The sequence below is a fragment of the Rhodopila globiformis genome (genome assembly GCF_002937115.1).
Taxonomy (GTDB): Bacteria; Pseudomonadota; Alphaproteobacteria; order Acetobacterales; family Acetobacteraceae; genus Rhodopila; species Rhodopila globiformis.
Map to the genome: position 1 here is coordinate 1 of NZ_NHRY01000221.1, position 17950 is coordinate 17950.

Consider the following 17950-nt stretch of genomic DNA (forward strand, 5'->3'; position numbering starts at 1 on the left):
CTCAGGTATCCCCTCATTTTAGCCATAGCATGGCATCGACACAAAAGAATCGGCAGCGCGGCCGGGGATTCTGAAAAGAATCACGGTCCCGGCGCTGATGTAAGGTTCTTGCGTTTTGCGCCGAGCCACTGTTCGGCGCGGCGATCTGGCCGAATCTGCTCTGCAACCATCAACACGGTCCTGCGGAGCGCGCGTCATGACCCTCACCCACCACGTCTCGTTCGACGAGGTCCGTCAGGTTCTCGGCAGCGTGCTCGGCCCAGACCTGCATGCCAAACGCATCGACAGCCTGTGCGACGCCACGCTCGGCGTGCTGCGCAGCGGCTCGCTCGCGGTGGCCGCGATCGGCCACGGACTGGCCGCCGCTCGCGGGTGCCTGACCAAGCATGCCATCAAACAGGTTGACCGCCTGTTATCCAACCCCGGCATCAAGATCGACGACATCCAGGCCCTGTGGGTGCCCTATGTCGTCGGCGCCCGCACCGCGATCGCGGTCGCCATGGACTGGACCGACTTCGACGCCGACAACCACGCCACCCTGATGCTGTCGCTGATCACCGAGCACGGTCGCGCCACCCCGCTGCTCTGGCTGACGGTGGACAAGAAGACCCTGAAGGATCGCCGCAATTCCTATGAGGACCGTCTGTTGATGCGGTTGGCCGAGATCCTGCCGCCGCACGTCAAGGTGCGCATCATCGCCGACCGCGGCTTCGGCGATCACAAGCTCTACCGGCTGCTGACCGAGCAACTCCACTTCGACTACGTCATCCGCTTTCGCGGCAACATCACGGTCACCGCGGCCGATGGCGAGACGCGCACCGCCGCGGCCTGGGTTCGCCCGGACGGGCGGGCGCGCACCCTGCGCGGCGCCACCGTCACCGCCGAAGGCTATGAGGTCGGCACCGTGGTCTGTGTGCGCGAGAAGGACATGAAGCAGTCTTGGTGCCTGGCGGCCAGCAGCACGGATGAGACGGCCAGGGATCTGACCTGGTTCTATGGCAGCCGCTGGGGCATCGAGCCGCAGTTCCGCGATACCAAGGACCTACGCTTCGGCATGGGGATGGGCGCCATGCGGGTGAATTCACCCGAGCGCCGCGACCGACTGTGGCTGCTCAACGCCTTTGCCGTCGTGCTGCTCACCTTGTTGGGGGCGGCCGGGGAGGCGCTTGGCTACGACCGGCATCTGAAATCCAACACCGCCAAACACCGCACCCATTCCTTGTTCCGCCAGGGGTGCATGCTCTACGACCTGATCCCCAACATGCCGGAAAGCCGTCTGCGCCCGTTGATGGAAACCTTCACCGCCATGCTCGATGCTCAGCCGCTGTTCTCGAAAGTATTTGGGGCGATCTGAAATATGAGGGGAGTCCTGAGGTCTCGCCCTGGTGCTTGTCTCGATTCTGGCAATACGGCGCTCACGAAACCAAAGCCGCCTGGAAGCCATCAACGTCGCGCTGCTGGTTGAAGCCGAGCGGTGCTCCTGCAAGCAGCGCGAACGCCTGGCGGAGCAGGAGAAGACGCGCCAGTTCCAGGTTCTCGAGCACATCATGGACAGCATCTCCCAAGGGCTGATGATGTTCGACCGCGACTTCCGTCTCGTCGTTTGCAATGCGGCCGCTGATGTTGTGTTCGGCCTGCCGGCTGGAACCTTCAGGGCCGGAATGATGCCAGACGACATACTCAGCGCGTTGATGTCGATCGGCGCCGTCTCCAAAAGCCACATCGACGACATTCTCGCCTTTTATTTCGAGCTTGGCCGCCGGAGCGGCCCACCAAGTTCAACCGCAAGTGCGCTGACGTACGAACCATGGCGGTGAACTGCACGCCGGTCGAGAACGGATGGATCCTGACCTTCGAGGACGTCACCGACCTTCGCAGAGCCGATGAGCGCATCGCCCACATGGCCCATCACGACGCCCTGACCGGGGTTGCCGAACCGGGTCATGCTACGCCTGCGGGCCGAGGAAGCACTACCGCTCGGGGGCGCGCCGGAAGCCTGCGCCGTGATGTGCCTCGACCTCGACCGTTTCAAAAACGTGAATGATACCCTGGGTCACCCGGCTGGCGACAAGCTGCTTTGCGAGGTGTCCCGGCGCTTGCAGTCCGTCGTCCGGCGCTCCGATGTGGTCGCCCGGCTTGGCGGAGACGAGTTCGCCATTCTGGCCAGGCCACTCGACAGCAAGGCCGAACTGGCCGCAATGGCCTGCCGCATTGTCGATGCGATTCGCGAACCTTTTGTCATCGACGGCCAGATGGTGTTCGTTGGCACGAGCATCGGCATCACGATGTCGCCCGATCATGGCGATGACGTCGACACGCTGATGCAGAACGCCGATCTGGCGCTGTATCGGGCAAAGAACGATGGCCGCGGCCGCTTCGCGTTCTTCGACCCCAGCCTGCAGGACGGCCTGAGCGAGCGCCGGCGCATGGAGACTGAAATGCGCACAGCCGTGGAAGCGGGCCATTTCGAGCTTCGGTACCAGCCGGTCATCGAGGTTGTGACGCGCCGCATCCTTGGCTTCGAGGCGCTGATGCGCTGGCGCCATCCGGACCGCGGCATGGTTCCACCTGATGAATTCATTCCGACCGCCGAAGATGGCGGCATGATTGCCCAGTTGACCGAATGGGCTTTGCTGATGGCGTGCCAAGACGCAAGGCGGTGGCCGGACGGCCTCAAGGTCGCGGTCAATCTTTCGCCCGTCCTGTTCCGCGGTTTCGGCCTCGTCGCGATGGTCGCGGACGCTCTGGCAGCATCCGGGCCGGAATCGAACCGGCTGGAGCTCGAGATCACTGAAAGCGCAATGATGCGCGATCCGGACGAAACCCTGGCGATCCTGGTCAGGCTCAAGGCGCTGGGCGTGCGCGTCCTTATGGACGACTTCGGCACCGGGTACTCGTCGCTCGCCTATCTCAAAACGTTCCCGTTCGACAAGGTGAAACTGGACAAGGCTTTCGTTCGCGACATCGACCAGCCGACCAGCCTTGCCATCATCCGCGCGGTCACCGGCATTGCGGAAAGCCTATCCGTCCGCACCGTTGTCGAGGGCGTTGAATCCGAAGCGCAATTCCGCCGTGTGGCGGCGGAAGGATGCGACGAGGTCCAGGGCTTCCTGTTCAGCAGGGCGATCCCGCCATCGACGATCAAAGCCATGCTGTCAGCCCCCGAGCGCGTCATGGCAACGGCCGCATAGGCGAAAATCCGCCGTCGCCGATGTGCGGACGGCGGGTTGAAATGAGTTGGCGTGCTTTCTCATCCTGCCCGTTGCGCAGAAGCGCGCAGACCACCGTGTATTCCAGCAGGTCACGCTGCGCGCGGCTGCCGCCAACACGTTCGTGCTGTTGAAGAACCGGCTCGATTTCCCTGACGACGGCAGCCCAGTCACCCCGCGCGAAGGCATCAAAACCACGCGCGATCAGAACGAGCAGATCGGCCGCTGGCCCCTTGGGATTGTCGATGATTCGGCGCAGTGCCTCCTGATCGCCGCTCATGGCAAAGGCGAGCGCGCTGTGCATGTCGGCGAAAACGATTCCTGAGTTCGGAAACCACTTGGCGGCATATTGGCTGATGTCACGCCATAGATCCGGCTCGACGGTTTCACCCGCCATGTCGGCACGAGCAAGGAACGATGCGCAGTCGGTGAGGACGTTCAGCGGTGGGCCCCATGCCGCCCCCGGTTGCAGGGCATCCCTGTAGATAGCCCAGGCTTCCTCGCGGCGGCCGGCTTCCAGCGACCAGAGCGCAAGATGCCAGCTGATATGACAATGCAGTGCGCCCTCCCGCGCATAGTCCCGGTTCCAGTCCTGAAGATAGGCAAGCCCCTCCTGGCTCTCCCCCAGTTCGTAGAAGAGGTGGCTGCGGATATGGGCGGCATGCGCGTTGCGCCCGAATCCGCGCAAGGCGGTTTCAATATCGCGGAGACCCCGGTCGAATTGATGCAGTTCGATCTCGGCGAAGGCAAGTACCATACGAAACCACCAGTCGTCGCCATAAGCCGCGGCATACGGCTCGAGCACCGCGAGCTGCTCCACCTCCCGTCCGGCCTTGCCGGAAAAGCCTATCAGGCCAAACACGCCGGTGATGGGCGCCAGCACCATGGCATCGCGCGGCCACGTCTTCAGGTGCTCCAGAATAAGCGGAACGGCTGCCGCCCCTCGACCAGTCAGGATCTTTTCAAAAATCGCGATATGGCTTTGCTCGCGTGCCGTCGTGCCCGCCGCAAGCGCAAGCGCCTGCTGGAGAGGCGCCTTGACCTCGCTGCCGCGCCCCAGCACCTGCAGCGTCCGTGCCAGCGCCATATGCCCCAGAGCGAAGCCTTCGTCGGCGGCAAGGGCTTGCCGAAATGCCTGTTCAACGCCAGGACCGGCCGACAAAAGCTCGTCCACGCCTCGCACATAAGCGTCGCGCGCCGCCGCGTTGGTTGTCACGACGTTTCCGTATCGATCCTCGAGCATTGCTTTGCTCCTTTCTTGCCGCTCCTCTGCATGCGCATGGTGGCCCGGGCCGTCAGCATTCGCTCAAAGCGGGATCGACGATCGGGGCACCGATCTTCAGGTAGAAGGTTGCGCCAGCAACGCCCGCGACAAATGCCGGGTAGTCGCCTGCCGGCAGCCGTATCCAGCTTCCTTTGCCGTAACGATATCCGCCTTCTCGCACCTCGCCCTCCAGCACCAGCAGTTCCGCCCCGCCGACCGGGGCGGGAAACAGCCGTCCGTCAGCCTGCACACGCTCAAGGGTAACCCGTTCGGCGTCGCCCGAGAAAAGCGCGCAGCATGCCCCCTGGTCACGCCTGATCCAGTTCGTGGGGTCGTTCGTGTCGATACGAACGAATTTGCTTTCGCTGGATGGCATCTGTCGGAGCTTCACGAAAATCACGGCGCCCTCGTCGCTCGACGGCCGATGCGCCGAACCGGGCGGACTGCGCATATACCATCCCGCCGGGAAGTCCTTCCCGTCCTCGGAAAAAGTTCCTGACAGAACAAGGATCTCTTCGCCGCCCGGATGCGAATGCGCCGGGAAATACGAGCCTTTGGCATAGCGCACGATGCTGGTGGCTCTCGCCTTTTCGCCGCCGATGCGATCCAGCATCACGCGCTCAACCCCGCCTTGTGGCGAGGGCACCCATCGGTACTCATCGGCGAGCACGACAGCCCGCTTCGAGAAATCCGCGTTGATCAACATGGCCATCCTCCCAGGCACCCGGAAAAGAGAAGCCCTTCCGCCTCATCGATCCCAGATGCCAGTCTTCAAACTCACGAAGATATGCGAAGAAAATCCTGTGCGGCACCTTCTCAATCTCCGGTCGCCGCCCGCTCCGCCGACGTTGTTCACTGACACCGTGGCCTGGGCAAGGAATTGACCCGCATGACCGGCCGGGCAAGCTTCCTGCCGATCGAGGGACCTGGAGGACGGAAGGCATGACGGTCATCAACCCGCGGCGCGGACCACGGCGACGCCACGTATTGGAAGGGCTGGCAGCCGGCGCGGTGCTTGTCCCCTCGGCGCGCGCCACCGAGGCACCGCCGGCGATCCCCAGCTGGATGCAGGCCCAGGGCGCCGACGTGAACGCGCATCCCTACGGCCAGCCCGCCGCTTTCGAGGCCGAGGTCGTGCGCGAACGGATGAAGTCGCGGACCCTGACTGCAGGCGCTTCCTTTACCCCGCTGCAGCATCTTCACGGCACCATCACGCCGAACGGGTTGTTTTACGAGCGTGATCATGGCGGCGTGCCCACGATCGGTCCGGCGGCGTACCGTCTTCTGGTGGATGGCATGGTCGACAGGCCGATGATTTTCACCTTGAGCGATCTGAAGCGCCTCCCCGCGGTTTCCGCGCGCCACTTCATGGAATGTTCCGGCAACAGCGGCACGGAATGGACAAAGCCGACCGGCCGTACGGTGCAGGAAACGCATGGTTTGCTGAGCTGCTCGGAATGGACCGGCACGAAGCTGGAAATCGTGCTGGGAATTGCCGGCGTAAAACCAGGCGCGGGCTGGTGTGTCGCGGAAGGCGGCGATGCGGCCGCACTCGACCGCAGCATTCCCCTGGAGCACGCACTGAAGATTGGCGCCATGCTGGCCTACGCCCAGAACGGCGAGGCGTTGCGGCCGGAACAAGGCTACCCGGTGCGCCTGGTGCTGCCCGGTTTCGAAGGCAACACGAACATAAAGTGGCTGCGGCACCTCGAACTCCGCCGCGGCCCGGCCATGAGCAAGGAGGAGACGGCCTACTACACGGAGCTGTTGCCGGACGGGAAGGCCGAACAGTTCAACTTTGTCATGCGAGCGAAATCAGTCATTACATATCCGTCCGGCAGCCAGAAGCTTGATGGTACGGGATTCTATGAGATTTCCGGCCTGGCATGGTCCGGCTCGGGGCGCATCAAAGCGGTCGACGTGTCGGTCGATGGCGGCAAGACCTGGCAGCCTGCCACGCTGCAAGGGCCGATCGAGCCGATCTGCCTGACGCGCTTCCGCCTGCCATGGCGGTGGAACGGCGGCAGTGCCGTTCTGCAAAGCCGCGCGGTGGACGAGACAGGCTATGTCCAGCCCACGCTGAAATCCCTCGTCGGCCAGTATGGCCTGCACGCCCACTACCACAACAACGCCATCCAAAGCTGGCAGGTGGAAACATCCGGGGACGTCATCAATGTGCACGCCTAAATGGTTCGTCTTTGCAGCGTTTTGCCTGGCCCCGGGTCTCGGCCTGGCGGCAACGCCGCAGATCCCGGCGAGGGACTACGACGTCGGGACGCCGGCAACGGACGCGCAAATGAAGGCATGGGACATCATCGTCGGGCCTGAAGGCCGGAACCTGCCGGATGGCAGCGGCACGCCGGTCGCGGGCAAGGCGATCTATGACCAGCAATGCGCCGCCTGCCATGGCGATGCCGGCCAGGGTGGAACCGGACCGCGGCTGGTCGGCGGCATCGGCAGCCTGGCAACCGCCAAGCCCATCAAGGACGTCGGCAGCTACTGGCCTTATGCCACGACCCTGTTCGACTACATCCGACGGGCGATGCCGTTTTCCAACCCGCAATCGCTGACGAACGATCAGGTTTACGCCGTCTCGGCCTATATCCTGAAGATGAACGGCATCATCCCGGATGATGCCGTCATGGATCGCAGGACCTTGCCGATGGTGGAGATGCCTAACCGGAACGGTTTTGTCTCCATGATCGGTGCCTCCGTCGTGACTGGGAAGTGATGGATTCTCCGGACAAGTCGAGGGTAGCGCGCCCGTCCCGCGTCCAGGGCCGGAAGGTCGTCATCTGGCCATTCCGGGTTCCCTGTGCCACCGTGAGGCGCAGACAGTCGGAGGAAAGCCATGAACCAGATTGACGTCGCCGACAAGGTTACGGCGGAAACGAAGAGAGCTTCGCCAGCCTACGTGCCGCCGCTTCAGCGCACGGAAGGGCAGCCGCCGCCCATCGCCGCGAACGGCGGCCTGTCCTACATGGCCTTTGACCAGGACGGCGACGCAGGAACCGCCAAGGCGATCGGGGACGCGCTGGCCGAGATCGCTGACGGCGAAGGGCAGCGCGTTATCGACATGATCGACCAGGCGCCGCCGGGGCCGATCAAGACCCAATGGGGGCTCGCGTTCCGCGACTACGACGAGTGCGTCGCCTACATCCGAAGCTCGAACAGCATCAAGGCTCCCGCAGGCGGCGTGGCGCTGCCCCTGCCCTATACGGTGTATGAGCGGCCGACCTACTCCGTCGTCCCGTCCAACGCCATCTGGCGCGATCCGGCGCGCGCCGACGCCGCAGCGATCCTGCGCCAGAACGAGCAGGACAACCGGCGGCGGAACCTGTTTTTCCCGCAGGTGCTGCGCGACGCGCGGCGCATCGGCGAATACTACCCGGGCCTGTCGCCCAACAGTCCGGAATGCATGGATCGGCTCGGTCTCTCCCTGGCGCATCTCGAGTCCAGGTGCACGAATATCTATGATCCGGCGGAGGTGGAGCGGGTGTTCTACCCCGAGATCGAGAAGCTGCTGCTCGAATTCTTCCCGGATGCAACGGATGCGCTGGTCTACAACCAAGACGTCTTCGACAAGGATTACGCGGGCGATCGCACGGAAGACCAGGACGCCAAAAACCCTGGCGTGAACGCGAATTACGCCATGCTCGTTCACAACGACCTGAACGACAACAGTGGCCGTGTGCGCTGCCGCGAGCTGCTCACCAGGAACCTGCGCAACTTCGGTCGCACGCAGACCTGCACCGAGGAAGAGGCCGACGCGAAGATGTCGCGGCGGTTCATGTCGATCAATCTCGCGAAGCCTATAGAAACCATCGAGCAGTTTCCCTTCGTGCTGTGCGCCTGGCCCTCCTTCGCCGATCAGCCGTACATCAACAACTACCGCATCTATGACGACCGCGTCGGCGAGACGACCCGCTTCACCTACCGGCCCAACCACGAGTGGTACTGGATTCCCCAGCAGCAGCCTAACGAAGTTTCGATGCTCAAGTGCTATGATTCGCTGACGGATGGTTCGGTCTCACGCTGGTCATTTCATACTGCCTGCATCGATCCGACCGCGCCCGCCGGCGCCAGATGCCGCAAGAATGTCGTAGTCCGGTCCTTCGTTTTCTTTTAGGGAAACAGGAGGACGCCGTGGCTGGCGGACCGGCGGCGATCCGGGTTATCCTGCCCCCAGGCCCAGGAACCTCCGGCGTGCCACGGCAGACCAACTCAAACGTCCAAAAGGCCCGTAAGGGTAGAGAGGTGGATATGAACGACAGAGTGGAAACCATGCGCGAGCCGTCCCCGCGGGTGGCCACCGATTTCGACGCCATCATCATCGGCGCCGGGGTTTCCGGCCTCTATCAACTCTACCGCCTGCGCGAACTCGGCCTGGCGACGCGGGTGTTCGAGTCCGGCTCCAACGTCGGCGGCACCTGGTACTGGAACCGCTATCCCGGTGCCCGGTTCGATTCCGAAAGCTGGACCTATGGATATTCCTTTTCCCAGGAACTGCTCGACGAATGGGACTGGGAGGAACATTTCGCCGGCCAACCGGAAACCGAGCGGTACCTGAACTACGTCGCCGACAAGTTCGACCTCCGGCGCGACATCCGGTTCAGGACCACGGTCACCGCGGCGCATTACCAGGAAGACAGCCGAAGCTGGAAAATCATGCTGGACGACGGCACGTCCTGCACCGCGCGGTTCCTGGTCACCGCAATCGGCGTGCTGTCGGCGTCCGTCCTGCCGCGCATCCCCGGCATCGAAAGCTTCCAGGGCCAGTCCTGCCACACGCACAACTGGCCCAAGGAACCGGTCAGTTTTGACGGCAAGCGGGTCGCGGTGATCGGCACCGGCGCCACCGGCATCCAGGCCATCACGGAAATCGCCAAAACCGCGGGCCACCTGACCGTGTTCCAGCGCACCGCGCAATGGTCGGCGCCGCTGCACAACGCCCGGGTCACACCCGAGGAAATGCGCGAAATCCGCAGGAACTACGCCGAGATCTTCGCCCGCTGCCAGGAAACCCTCGGCTGCTTCATCCACACCGCCGACCCCCGCTCGGTGTTCGAGGTGACGGAAGAAGAGCGGGAGGCGTTCTGGGAACAGCGCTACGGCGAACCGGGCTTCGGCATCTGGATGGGCAATTTCCGCGACGTCCTGGTCGACCGCGAGGCCAACAGGCTGATGTCCGACTACCTGGCGCGGAAGATCCGCCAGCGCGTCAAGGATCCGGCGGTCGCGGAAAAGCTGGTTCCCAGGACGCACGGCTTCGGCACGCGACGGGTGCCGTTGGAAAGCGGCTATTTCGAAGTCTACAACCAGCCGAACGTCAAACTGGTCGATCTGGCCGAAACACCGATCGAGCGCATTACGCCGGCGGGTATCCGCACCTCGGACGCCGATTACGAGTTCGACATGATCGTCTACGCGACCGGTTTCGACGCCATCACTGGCGCGTTCGACCGCATCGACTTCAGGGGCGTGGGCGGCACGTCGCTGAAGGACAAATGGGCCGACGGGCCGGTGACGCTGCTGGGCATTCTGGTTGACGGGTTCCCGAACTTCCTGATGGTGATGGGCCCGCACGCCGGCCTTGGCAACTTCCCGCGGGCAGTGGAATACACATCCGACTGGGTCACCGCATTGATCCGCCACGCGCGCGACAACGGCATCACCCGCGTGGATGCGACGCCCGAGGCCGCGAAAGCCTGGACCGATCACGTTATCGAAACAAACGAGGGATTGCTGTTCACCGAGGTCGATTCCTGGATGACCGGGATCAACCGCAACCTGGAGGGCAAGCAGGTCCGCCGGGTCATGCGCTACAGCGGCGGCCATCCCGCGTTTCGCCAGCACTGCGAGGCGATTTCGGCGGGCGGTTATCGGGAACTGTCGATGGCGTAGCGGTCATGGCGATCCGGCCTACGGCAAACCGCGGGCGGGTTGGGACGGACAAGCCAGGCCATGATGGTGAGGGTGCGCCGTCACCCTGTCTCAACCTACCTACGGCATGTTATGAATAAGCAACAACATAGGCAGCCGCCCGATGACGCTCATCGTGGTTCCACCCGGCGAGTGGATCGAACTCGATAAATTCATGGTCCTGCATTATCGTTGACGCAGAGGGAGGCGACCGCCCTCCGTGGCCGCGCCTCTCGTTCCAGGAGCCATTCATCGGGGGAAAGCAAGTGGAACAACCATTGATCGAATGGTGAGTCGTCTGGCGGCCCGATGAAGAGCGTTCGCGCGGGACCAACCTCGCGCGTTTCATGCGGCACCTTGACATAACGAGTCCGAATGCGGACCTGCTGCGCCTCGCCGACGCAGAACCCGAAAGGTTCTGGAACAGCCTGGTGGAATTCAGCGACATCCGCTTCCACAGGCCGTACGAGGCAATCCTCGACAAGTCGCGCGGCATTGCGTGGGCGCATTGGTGCGTCGGCGGCACCACCAACCTCGTCCTCAACTGCCTCGACAAGCACCGGGACGGCCCCGACTGGGAGAAACCGGCGCTTGCCTGGGAAGGCGAGGACGGCACGCGGCGCCACTGGCGCTATCGCGAACTGGCAGCCGAGACAAGCCGGGTGGCCTCGGCGCTGCGGCAGCTCGGGTTTGGCCGCGACGACGTCATCGGCCTCTACATGCCAATGGTCCCCGAGGCCGCCGCAGCGCCGAGGGAGCGCCCGACTACCCCGACGCCGGACGCTACTGGCGCCTGGTGGAACAAAACGGCGTAACGATCCTCGGCCTGGCGCCGACGATCATCCGCGGCTCGGCTTTGGCCATTGCGACGCCCCGGGGAGTCCGACGTTACCCGAAACGACCAGGTCCGCCGCGGAACCGACGGCGGCGCATCTGGCTTCAGGTCAACCGGCGCGGGGGATAAAGCCGGGCACGCCGCTTGCCACCACTGCGTTGAACCGGACGTTCGTCCTGATGTCCTCCCGAATCTCCCGCATGGCGTCTTCAGGCAGGGTCGATATCGCAAAGTTCTGCCGGATATACTCGGGTTTGGTTGAGGTGGTCAGGAAGGCGGTGCCACGTTGTACGGCCCAGGCCAGCGCAACCTGAGCAGGCGTTTTGTGGACGCGCCCCGCAATGTCTGTGATCACGGGATCATCCACCAACTTCGGATCCAAACCATGTCCCAGCGCCGCGAACGCCAGCAGCACGATCCCATGCTCCCGGCAGAACTCGAGCAGGTCCCATTCGGGAAGGTACGGATGGGATTCGACCTGCACCGCAGCGGGCTTGATCCGCGCAACCGCAACGATCTCCCGCACCTTTTCCAGAGTGACATCCGACAGGCCGATGGACCTGCACCGGCCGTCGTCAACAAGGCGCTCGAGCGCCTGCCACGTCTCAGCCAACGTCACCCCGGAATCATAGATGACCTTGCCGCGCTCGTCCCTCGGGTCCTGCTCGTCGCCTGGTTGAAAGGCGAACGGGGTATGGATGAGATAGCAATCCACATAATCGACCTGCAGCCGCCGGCAACTCGCGTCGAAGGCGGGTCTGACCCGTTCAGGACGATGATTGGTATTCCACAGCTTTGTCGTAACGAAGATGTCCCCCCGCCGAATCGCTCCCGCCTTGAATGCTGACTGCATCGCATCGCCAACCGCGTCCTCATTGCGGTACCGTTCCGCGCAATCGAGATGCCGGAACCCCACTTCAAGTGCAGTCTTCGTAGCCTGCCTGGTCGCGACCGGGTCAGGGATCAGCGTGCCAAACCCGACGGCGGGGATCGCACCGGATCCGTGGGTCAGCGGAATCCTGGTGTAACGAAGCGCATCGGAGGTCGCCATGCTCATGCTCCTTTGCCGACAGCCGCGGATCTGTTCGATGCAGCGCCCGCGTTAGGGCCCATTGGTTGACCGGGCGCGCGGGGACGGATACAGCGGCCTCGGCCCGTTCATTACGATCGGAACCTCCGCCGAAACCGGAAACCGCGGTCGGACACAACAAAAAACCCCATCACCATCAGCGATTTCGCAGGATTGGCGTCGCACCGGATTTTCGCAAAGTGCGACACTCAAGCAATCTGTGCCTGATCGAGGCATTGATCCTGCGCCGCTTTCTTGTCAAGTTCAGCGCAATCCAGGCTGAAGCCGTAATCGCGCCGTGCCGATACCAAATCGCGCATTCCTGTTCTCGACCGCCGTGACGGCGCTCAAGGCCTGCTTGTGACCGGTCGCCTGGGCCCCCGGGCGCGCCGCGGATGAATTGCTCGTTCCAGGATGCCCGCCGGATTGCCCTGCCTCCGGCCGGCAGCCGAGATATCCTTCCGGTCAGGATGAATGCTGGCCTTCGACGCCGTCCGTTTCGTCCCGCTTGCAACGGGTGCCCGACATGACCGAGCAAAGCAACAAGCCAGATTCACGCAATGCGCCACCGGCAGCGAATGGAGACGCTTCGGTTGCCAACGACACAAAGTCCGCGCAGGAACCGCCGGAGTCCCGCCCCGTGCCGCAAAAGCCCCGAAAGGCGACGCGGACACGCAAGCTTCTGGCCGGCGTGCTCGGCGTTGCTGTCCTGGCAGTGCTCCTGGTGGTCGGCGTCCCCTGGGTCGAGCAGATGCTCAATACCGTCTCCACGGACGACGCCTACGTGAACGGCCACGTGACGTTCGTCGCGCCCCGCGTGGCGGGACAAATCTCCCGCGTTCTGGTGGATGACAACAACCGCGTGCGCAAGGGCGACCTGCTCGTCACATTGGACAAGGAACCGTTCCGGGTTGTGGTCTCCGAGAAGCAGGCGGCAGTGGACCTCGCGGAAGCAGACCTGCAAGCCGCCACCGCGGCGGCGCGCGCGGTCGAGGCGCAGGCAAGAAGCCGGCGCTGGAACCTGCAACGCGCCGTGGAGGACGTGGACAACCAGGTCGCTCTCCTGCACGCCCGGGCCGCCGAGGTCGTCAAGAGCAAGGCCGCTTTGGCACTGGCGCAGGTTGAATTCGACCGGGCGCGGCAACTCGTCGCCCGGTCCGACGTGCCGCGTGAGGAGTACGACCGGCGGCAGGCGCAGTTGACGACGGCGGCCGCGGACCTCGCCCAGACCCTGGCCGAGGTCCACCAGATCCGCGTCTCGCTGGGGCTGCCGATCCAACCTGCCGGCGGCGATCTGGACCAGGTGCCGTCCGATCTCGACGAGACCTTTGCGTCCGTCCTGCAGGCGCAGGCGGAGCTCATTCAAAGCGCTGCCCAGCTCGGCGTCGTGCATTCGTTCGACCAGGGGCCGAAGGCGATGCTCGAGCAGTTCGAGGAACTGGGCGACATCAACACGACGTTCGCCCGCTTCACGGCCAATGCCCCGGCCGTGAAGCAGGCCGAGGCGAAGCTCGAAGCCGCCAGGCGCGATCTCGCACAGGCGGACCTGAATCTTCGTTACTGCGACATCGTCGCGGCGATCGACGGCGTCGTCACGCGGCGCAACGTCAATCCCGGCAACTACGTTCAGATCGGCCAGAACCTGATGGCGATTCGTTCGCTTAACGAAATCTGGGTTGACGCCAACTTCAAGGAAACGCAGTTGCGCGACCTGCGCATCGGGCAACCGGTCGATCTGCGCATCGACATGTACGGCGGCACGCACACCTTCAAGGGCCGCATCGCCGGCTTCACCGAGGGGACCGGATCGACCCTGGCCCTGTTGCCGCCCGAGAACGCCACGGGCAATTTCGTCAAGGTGGTGCAGCGGTTGCCGGTCCGGATCGATCTCGTTGATTACAACCCCGATCGGACGCCGCTGTTCATCGGCACCTCGGTGGTTCCCTATGTCTATATCCATAAGCCGCCAACCGGACCAAATGCCGGGAGGTTCCTCCAGGCCTACGTGCCGCAGTCTCCGGCCGCCGGCGCGCCGGGCACCAGGCCATGAGCGGCGCGGTCGCGTCGTCGCCGCCCCTGAACGCCCAGTCCGGCACGGCGACAAACCCCTGGATCGTCGCCGCCGTCGTCGTGGTGCCGACGTTCATGGAGGTGCTCGACACCACGATCGCCGTGGTGGCGCTGCGCTATATCGCGGGCGGGCTGTCGGCCACGGTCGATGACGGCGAATGGGTCATCACCAGCTACCTGGCCGCCAACGCCATCATCCTGCCCATCACCGGCTGGCTGATCGCGCATCTCGGGCGCCGCACCTATTTCCTGCTGTCCATCGCCGTGTTCACCCTCGCCTCCGGGCTGTGCGGCATGGCCACGTCGCTCGGGCAACTGATCCTGTTCCGCGTGATCCAGGGCCTTGCCGGCGGCGGCCTGCAGCCGTCGAGCCAGGGCGTGCTGCTGGACGCCTTCCCGGTCGAGCGGCAAGGCATGGCCATGACGCTGTTCGGCCTGGCCGCGCTGATCGCGCCCGTCGTCGGTCCGACGCTTGGCGGCTGGATCACCGACAGCTACTCCTGGCGGTGGGTGTTCTGGATCAACGTTCCCGTCGGCCTGCTGGCCCTGGGCGCGTGCGCCATCACGCTGCGGGACCCCGACTACCTCACGGCACAGCGCATGGAATTGCGGAAGCGGCCGTTCAGCTTCGACGGCGTCGGCCTGTCGCTGCTGATCGTCGTCATGGTCTGCTGGGAGGTGATGCTCAGCAAAGGCCAGGAATGGGACTGGCTGGGCGACCCGTTCTGGCGCGTGCAGACGCTGGCGATCCTGTTTGCGGTGGGCCTGGCCGCGCTGATCGTCTGGGAACTGCGCCATCCAAGCCCGGTGGTCAATTTCCGGCCATTGCGTGAACGGAATTTCACCGCCTGCTGCGTCATCATCTTCTGCGCCTACGCCGTGCTGTATGCGGCCAGCACCTCGTTGCCCGCGTTGCTCCAGTCGCTGTTCGGCTATGATGCGCTGAGCGCTGGGCTGGTCATGTCGCCGGCCGGCTTCTTCGCCGTCGTCGCCATGCCGTTCGTGGGGCGCACGCTCGGCCGTGGCACCGATGCGCGGTGGGTGATCGCCGCGGGCCTGCTGACCATGGCCGCGGGGAACTACTGGATGTCGCAGATGAACCTGGACATCAGCCCCGGGCAGGCCGTCTGGCCGCGGGTGGTGCTGATCGTCGGCTTGGCACTGTGCTTCGCCCCGGCGAACGTGGCGGCCTACCTCTACACGCCGCTCGCGCTGCGCGGGGCGGCAGTCGGCCTTTTGAGCCTGCTGCGCAACGAGGGGGGCAGCGTCGGCACCTCGCTGGCGCAAACGATGCAGGAGCGGCGTGACCAGTTCCACACGCTCCGTCTTGGCGAATGGCTCGATCCGTTCAACGCGGCGGCGGGTTCGTTCCTTCACCAGGCTTCCGGGCCGTTCCTGCAGCAGACCGGCGACCCGGTTGCCGCGCGGGAACTGGCCTTGCAGGCGTTGGCCAACCTGCGCCAGCAACAGGCATCGGCGCTCGCCTACTTCGACGTGTTCTGGGTGCTGGCCGTGGTCATGCTGGCGCTCGTGTTCGTTGTGTTGCTGATGAAGCGATCCGTCGCGGAGAAAGGCGCCCGGTTCGGATCGGAGTAGGGCAGGCTCGCGCCGGCCCTCCGGGACCCTGTCGGATAATCGCACACGCGCAGGCCAGGGCACGCACCCTGCCCGCTTGACATCCTTATACTCATCACTAGCATAACCCCTTAATGCTCAGTCGGAGCATTACCAGGGAGGATCCCGATGTCTGTAACCGTAGCCCTCGACCGCACCGCCGCGCTCTATGATCGCGTCAGGACGGTGATCCCCGCCATTGAATGGCCGGTCTTCGCCGACGACATCGATGCCATCCTGGACCTCAAGCGCCGGCGCAACGCCGTCATCCTGGCGCATAACTACATGGCCCCGGAGATCTTCCACTGCGTCTCCGACATCGTCGGCGACAGTCTGGCACTGGCGCGGGAGGCCACCAAGACCGACGCCGACGTCATCGTCCTGGCAGGCGTGCATTTCATGGCGGAGACCGCCAAGCTGCTGAACCCTGACAAGACGGTGCTGATCCCGGACAGCCGCGCCGGCTGCTCGCTGGCGGAATCGATTACCGCCGCCGATGTGCGCCTGATGCGCAAGACACACCCTGGTGTGCCGATCGTCAGCTATGTCAACACGTCGGCGGCGGTGAAGGCGGAGTCGGACATCTGCTGCACATCCGGCAATGCGCTGAAGGTCGTCGAGTCCCTCGGCACCGACTGCGTCATCATGCTGCCCGACGAGTACCTGGCCCAGAACACCGCTGCCCGGACCCGGGTGAAGATCATCACCTGGGCCGGCCACTGCGAGGTGCACGAGCGCTTCACCGCCGCCGAGGTGCGTGCCCTGCGCGCCGACTACCCCGGCATCACCATCCTGGCGCACCCGGAGTGCCCGCCGGCGGTGGTCGCCGAGGCCGACTACGCCGGCTCCACCGCCGACATGTCCGCCTACGTGGAACGGGAGAAGCCGGCGCGGGTCGTCCTGCTGACCGAGTGCTCGATGTCCGACAACGTCGCGGTGCACCATCCCGACGTGTCGTTCGTGCGCCCGTGCAACCTGTGCCCGCACATGAAGCGCATCACCTTGCCGAAAATCCGCCGCGCGCTGGAGACGATGCAGGAAGAAGTCACCATCGACCCGGCCTTGGCCGAGCGGGCCCGCCGCCCTGTCGCGCGCATGCTGGCGGTCCGATGATGACGGCCGTCCCGCCTCTGCCTACGGTGATGATCGAACCGGCGGTGCGCGCCACGCTGCTGGAGGATCTCGGCCGCGCCGGCGACCTGACGACGGACTCGATCGTCCCGGCCGAAGCCCGGGCCAGCACCGCGCTGGTGGCGCGGCAGGCGGGCGTGGTCGCCGGGCTGGACTTCGCGGCCACGGCGTTCCGGCTGATCGACCCGTCCATCTCGGTCGCGGTCGAGCGTCCCGACGGCAGCCGGCTGGCGCCGGGCGACCGGATCGCGACGATCAGCGGCCCGGCCCGCGGCATCCTGACCGCCGAGCGGACGGCGCTGAACTTCCTCTGCCATCTCAGTGGCGTGGCGTCGGCGACACGCGGCATCGCCGACGCCATTGCCGGCCACAAGGCGCAGGTCTGCTGCACCCGCAAGACCATGCCGGGGCTGCGGTTCGCGCAGAAATACGCGGTGCGCGTGGGGGGTGGCTCGAACCACCGGTTCGGGCTGGATGACGCGGTGCTGATCAAGGACAACCACGTCGCCATCGCCGGCGGGGTCCGCACCGCCGTGGAACGGGCTCGCGCCGGCGCCGGCCACCTGGTGAAGATCGAACTCGAGGTCGATACGCTGGAGCAGTTGCAGCAGGCGCTGGCCCTGAAGGTCGATGCCGTGCTGCTCGACAACATGGGTCCCGAGATGCTGCGCCAGGCCGTCGGCATGGTGGACGGCCGGGCGATCACCGAAGCCTCGGGCCGCATCCGTCCGGAGACGGCGCCGGCAATCGCCGCCAGCGGCGTGGACCTGCTATCCGTCGGCTGGCTGACCCATAGCGCGACAGTGCTGGATATCGGCCTCGATTACCTTGAGTAA

The 17950-nt window shown here is 64.7% G+C and carries 15 protein-coding genes; 12 read left to right on the forward strand and 3 right to left on the reverse strand.

Annotation, left to right across the window (positions count from 1 at the left end):
- Window positions 1–196 precede the first annotated feature (196 nt).
- The 3 genes from CCS01_RS20895 (at window position 197) to CCS01_RS20905 (ending at window position 3191) form a co-directional block, all read left to right on the forward strand.
- Window positions 197–1354 (forward strand): IS4 family transposase, encoded by a 1158-nt coding sequence (locus CCS01_RS20895; RefSeq protein WP_104520704.1) that lies wholly within the window; start codon window positions 197–199, stop codon window positions 1352–1354.
- 31 nt (window positions 1355–1385) lie between these two features.
- Complete coding sequence (locus CCS01_RS20900; RefSeq protein ID WP_104520705.1) at window positions 1386–1817, forward strand: PAS-domain containing protein; 432 nt, start codon at window positions 1386–1388, stop codon at window positions 1815–1817.
- A 111-nt stretch (window positions 1818–1928) separates the two neighbouring features.
- A complete protein-coding gene (locus CCS01_RS20905; RefSeq protein ID WP_104520706.1) occupies window positions 1929–3191 on the forward strand; it encodes a putative bifunctional diguanylate cyclase/phosphodiesterase in 1263 nt (420 codons plus the stop codon).
- On the opposite strand, the gene CCS01_RS20910 is transcribed toward CCS01_RS20905, so the two are convergent.
- Entirely contained in the window at window positions 3172–4452 is a 1281-nt protein-coding gene (locus CCS01_RS20910; RefSeq protein WP_104520707.1) for a tetratricopeptide repeat protein, read from the reverse strand. The two genes, CCS01_RS20905 and CCS01_RS20910, sit on opposite strands and share 20 nt — an antisense overlap.
- A gap of 52 nt (window positions 4453–4504) precedes the next feature.
- Window positions 4505–5179: a cupin domain-containing protein gene (locus CCS01_RS20915; RefSeq protein ID WP_104520738.1), complete on the reverse strand. Its 675-nt coding sequence runs from the start codon at window positions 5177–5179 to the stop codon at window positions 4505–4507.
- Between the two features lie 236 nt (window positions 5180–5415).
- On the opposite strand from CCS01_RS20915, the gene soxC reads away from it, so the two are divergent.
- The 5 genes from soxC (at window position 5416) to CCS01_RS20940 (ending at window position 11210) form a co-directional block, all read left to right on the forward strand.
- A complete protein-coding gene (soxC, locus tag CCS01_RS20920) occupies window positions 5416–6660 on the forward strand; it encodes a sulfite dehydrogenase (RefSeq protein WP_104520708.1) in 1245 nt (414 codons plus the stop codon).
- Window positions 6647–7204: a c-type cytochrome gene (locus CCS01_RS20925; RefSeq protein WP_104520709.1), complete on the forward strand. Its 558-nt coding sequence runs from the start codon at window positions 6647–6649 to the stop codon at window positions 7202–7204. Before soxC ends, CCS01_RS20925 begins: the two co-directional genes overlap by 14 nt.
- Before the next feature lie 120 nt (window positions 7205–7324).
- Complete coding sequence (locus CCS01_RS20930) at window positions 7325–8602, forward strand: CmcJ/NvfI family oxidoreductase (RefSeq protein ID WP_104520710.1); 1278 nt, start codon at window positions 7325–7327, stop codon at window positions 8600–8602.
- Window positions 8603–8736: 134 nt separating this feature from the next.
- Entirely contained in the window at window positions 8737–10377 is a 1641-nt protein-coding gene (locus CCS01_RS20935) for a flavin-containing monooxygenase (RefSeq protein ID WP_204848378.1), read from the forward strand.
- 365 nt (window positions 10378–10742) lie between these two features.
- On the forward strand, window positions 10743–11210 hold the full coding sequence (locus CCS01_RS20940; protein ID WP_104520711.1) for an acetyl-coenzyme A synthetase N-terminal domain-containing protein: 468 nt from the start codon (window positions 10743–10745) through the stop codon (window positions 11208–11210).
- Between the two features lie 129 nt (window positions 11211–11339).
- Here the strand turns inward: CCS01_RS20940 and CCS01_RS20945 are convergent, their stop codons facing one another.
- Window positions 11340–12281 (reverse strand): aldo/keto reductase, encoded by a 942-nt coding sequence (locus tag CCS01_RS20945; protein ID WP_104520740.1) that lies wholly within the window; start codon window positions 12279–12281, stop codon window positions 11340–11342.
- A gap of 658 nt (window positions 12282–12939) precedes the next feature.
- Here CCS01_RS20945 and CCS01_RS20950 point away from each other — a divergent pair.
- The 4 genes from CCS01_RS20950 to nadC all read left to right on the forward strand — a co-directional run bounded on the left by CCS01_RS20950 (window position 12940) and on the right by nadC (window position 17950).
- A complete protein-coding gene (locus CCS01_RS20950; RefSeq protein WP_204848379.1) occupies window positions 12940–14349 on the forward strand; it encodes an HlyD family secretion protein in 1410 nt (469 codons plus the stop codon).
- The gene (locus tag CCS01_RS20955) at window positions 14346–15965 is read left to right on the forward strand and encodes a DHA2 family efflux MFS transporter permease subunit (protein ID WP_104520713.1); all 1620 of its coding nucleotides are present in this window, start codon (window positions 14346–14348) and stop codon (window positions 15963–15965) included. The genes CCS01_RS20950 and CCS01_RS20955 overlap by 4 nt, the downstream gene beginning before the upstream one ends.
- 147 nt (window positions 15966–16112) lie before the next feature.
- The gene (nadA, locus tag CCS01_RS20960; RefSeq protein WP_104520714.1) at window positions 16113–17096 is read left to right on the forward strand and encodes a quinolinate synthase NadA; all 984 of its coding nucleotides are present in this window, start codon (window positions 16113–16115) and stop codon (window positions 17094–17096) included.
- Window positions 17096–17950, forward strand: a complete 855-nt coding sequence (gene nadC, locus CCS01_RS20965; RefSeq protein ID WP_204848380.1) for a carboxylating nicotinate-nucleotide diphosphorylase — start codon at window positions 17096–17098, stop codon at window positions 17948–17950. Before nadA ends, nadC begins: the two co-directional genes overlap by 1 nt.